This window comes from Sphingopyxis sp. SCN 67-31 (genome assembly GCF_001725095.1).
Map to the genome: position 1 here is coordinate 1 of NZ_MEFH01000208.1, position 5,092 is coordinate 5,092.

Below are 5,092 nucleotides of genomic sequence, written 5' to 3' on the forward strand. Positions count from 1 at the left end.
GGCCTGTCGGCGCTCGTCGCATCGCAGCCGCTCGAGGCGTGGAAGGACTGGCTCGTCTTCCATCAGATCAACAGCCATACCGATGTGCTGCCAAGCGCGCTCGACGATGCGCATTTCGCCTTTTACGGCACCACCCTCTCGGGCACGCCGCAGCAGCGCAGCCGTGACAAGCGCGCGCTCGACGCGCTCAACACCTATCTCGGCGATGCGGTCGGCCGCGTCTATGCCGAGAAATATTTCCCGGCGTCGGCCAAGGCCGAAGTCGGTGACATGGTGAAGGGGATCAAGGCCGCCTTTGCGAAGCGCGTCAACACGATCGACTGGATGGCGCCCGAAACGAAGAAGGAAGCGATCAAGAAGGTCGAAACGATCGTCGTCGGCGTCGGCTATCCCGAAAACTGGCGCGACTATGGCAGCTACACGATCAGCGCCGACGACGCCTATGCGAACGAAGTCGCCGGCGAGAAGGCCGAATATGCGCACCAGCTCGCCAAGATCGGCAAACCCTTCGACAAGGGCGAATGGTGGATGACCCCGCAGACGGTCAATGCCGTCAATCTGCCGGTGCAGAATGCGCTGAATTTCCCCGCCGCGATCCTGCAGCCGCCCTTCTTCGACGCCAAGGCCGATCCCGCCTATAATTACGGCGCGATCGGCGCCGTCATCGGCCACGAAATCAGCCACAGCTTCGACAATAATGGCGCGGCCTTCGATTCGACCGGCGCGCTGCGCAACTGGTGGACGGCCGAGGATCTCAAGAAGTTCGAGGCGGCGGGGGCGGCGCTGGCCGCGCAATATGACAGCTACAAGCCGTTCCCCGATCTTGCGGTCAACGGCAAGCTGACGCTGGGTGAGAATATTGCCGACGTCGCGGGCCTGCAGGCGGCTTATGACGCCTATCGTGCGTCGCTGAACGGCAAGGAAGCGCCGGTGATCGACGGCTTCACGGGCGATCAGCGTTTCTTCATCGCCTATGCGCAGACCTGGGCCACCAAGATGCGTGACGAGGCGCTGCGCGCGCGGATCGCGACCGACGGCCATGCGCCGGGCAACTACCGCGCACTCACCGTCCGCAACCTCGACGCGTGGTACAAGGCGTTCAACGTTCAGCCGACCGACAAGCTGTATCTCGCCCCCGATCAGCGCGTCCGCGTCTGGGGGTAATGTCCGCTTCTCGTCGTTGCGAGGAGCGGAGCGACGAAGCAATCTCCAGTCATCGGCCCGAGGTTGACTCGGGACGCTGGAGATTGCTTCGCTGCGCTCGCGAAGACGCTATTTTTCTGATGCCTGCGGCGCCCCCGGCTTTTCCTTGAGGATCAGGTACCGGTAAACGCCGACGCAGTTGATGCACAGCAGCGCGATATTCTGCCAGCCGATGCCTTCGCTGTCGCTTTGCAGAAAGCCCCACGCGACGAGCGCGATGCTGCTGGTCACGAAAATGACGAAGGCCCAGCCGGTCGGGCGTCGCCCGAGATTGAGCGACACGATCAGCGCCGCGAGCGTTCCGGCCCCGGCGCCATAATATTGCAGCGCGTCGAGCAGCGTATCGCTCATCCGCCGGTCGCCCCGAACACGAACTCGAGCTTCAACCCGTCAGGGTCGGCAAAGAAGAGCGCATAATAGGTAGGTCCGTAGCGCGGATAATCGGCGGGGGCATCGAGGATCGTCGCGCCTATGCTGCGCAGCAAATCATGCAGCGCATCGACGTCGGCGCGGCTTTCGGCAGTCCAGGCAAGATGATGCAGTCCGGGCGAAAAGCGGTCGTGGCTCCGTAGCGCGCCGGGGCCACGCGCTTCGACGATCCCGATCGAATGGAAAGGTTCGCCGTCGCGGTCCCAATCGCTGCCATGATCATAATCGGCGGCGCGCCGGTAGCCGAGAAAGCCCAGCACCGCATCATAGAAAATCCGCGACCGCGCCGCGTCGCGAACCGTCAGGTCGATATGATGGACAAGGCCGCGCGCGCTCATAAGGCCCCGGCAATCGCGAGCAGTCCGGATGCAGTCAGAAACGGCCAGCCGATGTGTCGGCCGCGCGTATATACGGCGTCGAACAGACCGGTCGCCGTCCACGCGGCCCCGATCAGCAGGATCAGACCGCGCGGCGTTCCGGGCCACAGGACCGACGCGGCGGACACCAGCATCAGGAGCGAGAGCGCATGCCATGCCAGACGAAACACCCGGCGCGCCAAGTCGATCCCCATGATTCCGCTGTCGAGCGACATCAACGGCCTGACAAGTCGCCTTTCGCCCAGCAAGCCGTGCACCAGGGCGGTCGCCACCATCAAGGTGGCCGACAGCCCCAGCCAGATCACGCGCCTGCGCCGATCAGTTCGCGGCCGATCAGCATGCGGCGGATTTCGTTGGTGCCCGCCCCGATGTCGAGCAGTTTGGCATCGCGCCAATAGCGCTCGACCGGCCAGTCCTTGGTGTAGCCCGCGCCGCCAAGCGCCTGGATCGCTTCGCCTGCGACCTTCACCGCGCTTTCGCTGGCCAGCAGGATGGCGCCCGCGGCGTCAAACCGCGTCGTCAGCCCGGCGTCGCATGCCTTGGCGACATTATAGACATAGGAGCGCGCCGACTGGAGCGCGACATACATGTCGGCAACCTTGGCCTGCATGAGCTGGAACGAGCCGATCGGCTTGCCGAACTGCTTGCGCTCGCGAAGATAGGGGATGACCGTGTCGAGGCAGCCCTGCATGATGCCGAGCTGGAGCCCGGCGAGCACGACGCGCTCATAGTCGAGGCCCGACATCAGCACGCCGACGCCGCCGTTGACCGGCCCCATCACCTGGTCCTCGCTGACCTCGCAATCGGTGAAGACGAGTTCGGCGGTCGGGGATCCGCGCATGCCGACCTTGTCGATCTTTTGCCCGATGCTGAAGCCCGGCATATCCTTTTCGATCAGGAAGGCGGTGATGCCGCGTGATCCCGCTTCGGGCGTCGTCTTGGCATAGACGACCAGCGTGTCCGCACAGGTGGCGTTGGTGATCCAGAATTTGGTGCCGTTGAGGACATAGCCGCCCTGAACCGGCTCGGCCTTCAGCTTCATCGAGACGACGTCGCTCCCGGCGCCGGCTTCCGACATCGCCAGGCTGCCGACATGCTCGCCCGAGATCAGCTTCGGCAGATATTTCGCCTTTTGCTCTTCATTGCCCCAGCGGCGGATCTGGTTGACGCACAGATTCGAATGGGCGCCATAGGACAGGCCGATCGCGCCGCTCGCGCGACTGACTTCCTCGACCGCCAGAACATGTTCGAGGTAGCCGAGACCGAGGCCGCCCCATTCCTCCTCAACCGTGATGCCGTGCAGGCCCAGCGCGCCCATCTGCGTCCACAACTCGTCGCGAGGGAACCAGTCCTCGCGGTCGGCCCTGTCGGCCAGCGGCGCAATCTGCTCGTCGGCGAAGCGGGCGGTGGTGTCGCGGATCATCTCGGCGGTCTCGCCAAGGGCAAAATCGAAATCGGGTGTGGCGCGCATATCGTCCTCTGTTTCTGGTTTCGGATGCGACTAGCAGGAAGCGGGCGCGGTTTGAAGCGCAGCGGACAAGTCTGGCTTGCAAGGCGAAAAGGCCATACAGCTTGCGTGCCGCCATGGGGGTCGGCAAGGGCGGGGCATGATCGACACGCTTACCCATCTGGACCGTCTCGAGGCCGAGAGCATCCACATCATGCGCGAAGTGATGGCCGACGCCGTCAACCCCGTGATGCTCTATTCGGTCGGCAAGGACAGCGCGGTGATGCTGCATCTCGCGCGCAAGGCCTTCTATCCCTCGCCGCCGCCCTTTCCGCTGCTCCACGTCGATACGACGTGGAAGTTCCGCGCGATGTACGAACTGCGCGACCGCATGGCCGCGGAATCGGGCATGGACCTGATCGTCCATCAGAACCCCGAGGCGAAGGCGCGCGGGATCAATCCGTTCGACCATGGGCCGCTGCATACCGACATGTGGAAGACCGAAGGGCTCAAGCAGGCGCTCGACCTTCACGGATTCGACGTCGCCTTCGGCGGTGCGCGGCGCGACGAGGAAAAGAGCCGCGCGAAGGAGCGCATCTTTTCCTTCCGCACCGCGAGCCACGGCTGGGATCCCAAGCAGCAGCGCCCCGAGCTCTGGAACCTCTACAACGCGCGCAAGGCGAAGGGGGAAAGTATCCGGGTCTTCCCGATCTCGAACTGGACCGAACTCGACATCTGGCAATATATCGCGCGCGAGAATATCCCGATCGTGCCGCTCTATTTCGCGGCGCCCCGACCGACTGTGATACGCGACGGGCTGTTGCTGATGGTCGATGACGACCGCTTCCCGCTACGCGACGGTGAAGAGCCCGTGATGCGCTCGGTGCGTTTCCGCACCCTCGGCTGCTATCCGCTCACCGGGGCGGTCGAAAGCGAGGCGACAACGCTAAGTGAAGTCATCCAGGAAATGCTGCTGACGACGACCAGCGAACGGCAGGGACGCATCATCGACAAGGATGGCGGCGATGCGTCGATGGAGAAGAAGAAGCAGGAGGGGTATTTTTGACCCGCCGCGTCAATCTTCAGATTGACGAAGGGTCAACCCCCGCGAAGGCGGGGGTCTCTTTCTGTATCAACGGACGAAGCGGGATTCCCGCTTTCGCGGGAATAACGAAGTAAGAATATGACCGACCCCATCTACGTTACCGACGCCCTGATCGCCGAAGATATCGACGCCTATCTCGCCAGTCACGAGCGTAAGTCGCTGCTGCGCTTCATCACCTGCGGCAGCGTCGATGATGGCAAATCGACGCTGATCGGGCGGCTGCTCTACGACAGCAAGATGATCTTCGAGGATCAACTCGCCGCGCTCGAGGCGGACAGCAAGCGCGTCGGCACGCAAGGCGGCGAGATCGATTTCGCGCTGCTCGTCGACGGGCTTGCCGCCGAGCGCGAGCAGGGAATCACGATCGACGTCGCTTATCGCTTTTTCACGACCGAAAAGCGCAAGTTCATCGTGGCCGACACCCCGGGGCATGAGCAATATACGCGCAACATGGTCACCGGCGCGTCGACCGCCGACCTTGCCGTGATCCTTGTCGATGCGCGCAAGGGCGTGCTGACGCAGACGCGCCGC

General features: G+C 63.6%; 7 protein-coding genes. 3 read left to right on the plus strand and 4 right to left on the minus strand.

Annotation, left to right across the window (positions count from 1 at the left end; all coding sequences use genetic code 11):
• Positions 1 to 1,164, plus strand: a 1,164-nt coding sequence (locus ABS88_RS24130) for a M13 family metallopeptidase (RefSeq protein WP_286750825.1), incomplete at its 5' end; no start/stop codon positions are given.
• Positions 1,165 to 1,272: 108 nt separating this feature from the next.
• On the opposite strand, the gene ABS88_RS24135 is transcribed toward ABS88_RS24130, so the two are convergent.
• From ABS88_RS24135 to ABS88_RS24150, 4 genes are read right to left on the minus strand one after another with little or no spacing between them, the layout of a single operon-like run.
• Positions 1,273 to 1,554: a hypothetical protein gene (locus ABS88_RS24135; RefSeq protein ID WP_062902375.1), complete on the minus strand. Its 282-nt coding sequence runs from the start codon at positions 1,552 to 1,554 to the stop codon at positions 1,273 to 1,275.
• The gene (locus tag ABS88_RS24140; protein ID WP_003051389.1) at positions 1,551 to 1,970 is read right to left on the minus strand and encodes a VOC family protein; all 420 of its coding nucleotides are present in this window, start codon (positions 1,968 to 1,970) and stop codon (positions 1,551 to 1,553) included. Before ABS88_RS24140 ends, ABS88_RS24135 begins: the two co-directional genes overlap by 4 nt.
• The gene (locus ABS88_RS24145; RefSeq protein ID WP_286750826.1) at positions 1,967 to 2,314 is read right to left on the minus strand and encodes a hypothetical protein; all 348 of its coding nucleotides are present in this window, start codon (positions 2,312 to 2,314) and stop codon (positions 1,967 to 1,969) included. Before ABS88_RS24145 ends, ABS88_RS24140 begins: the two co-directional genes overlap by 4 nt.
• Positions 2,311 to 3,480, minus strand: a complete 1,170-nt coding sequence (locus ABS88_RS24150; RefSeq protein WP_186403245.1) for an isovaleryl-CoA dehydrogenase — start codon at positions 3,478 to 3,480, stop codon at positions 2,311 to 2,313. Before ABS88_RS24150 ends, ABS88_RS24145 begins: the two co-directional genes overlap by 4 nt.
• 136 nt (positions 3,481 to 3,616) lie before the next feature.
• Here ABS88_RS24150 and cysD point away from each other — a divergent pair, with 136 nt between their 5' ends.
• Positions 3,617 to 4,522, plus strand: a complete 906-nt coding sequence (gene cysD, locus ABS88_RS24155) for a sulfate adenylyltransferase subunit CysD (RefSeq protein WP_286750827.1) — start codon at positions 3,617 to 3,619, stop codon at positions 4,520 to 4,522.
• A 117-nt stretch (positions 4,523 to 4,639) separates the two neighbouring features.
• Positions 4,640 to 5,092: GTP-binding protein (locus ABS88_RS24160; protein ID WP_286750828.1), on the plus strand; the 453-nt coding region annotated here is incomplete at its 3' end.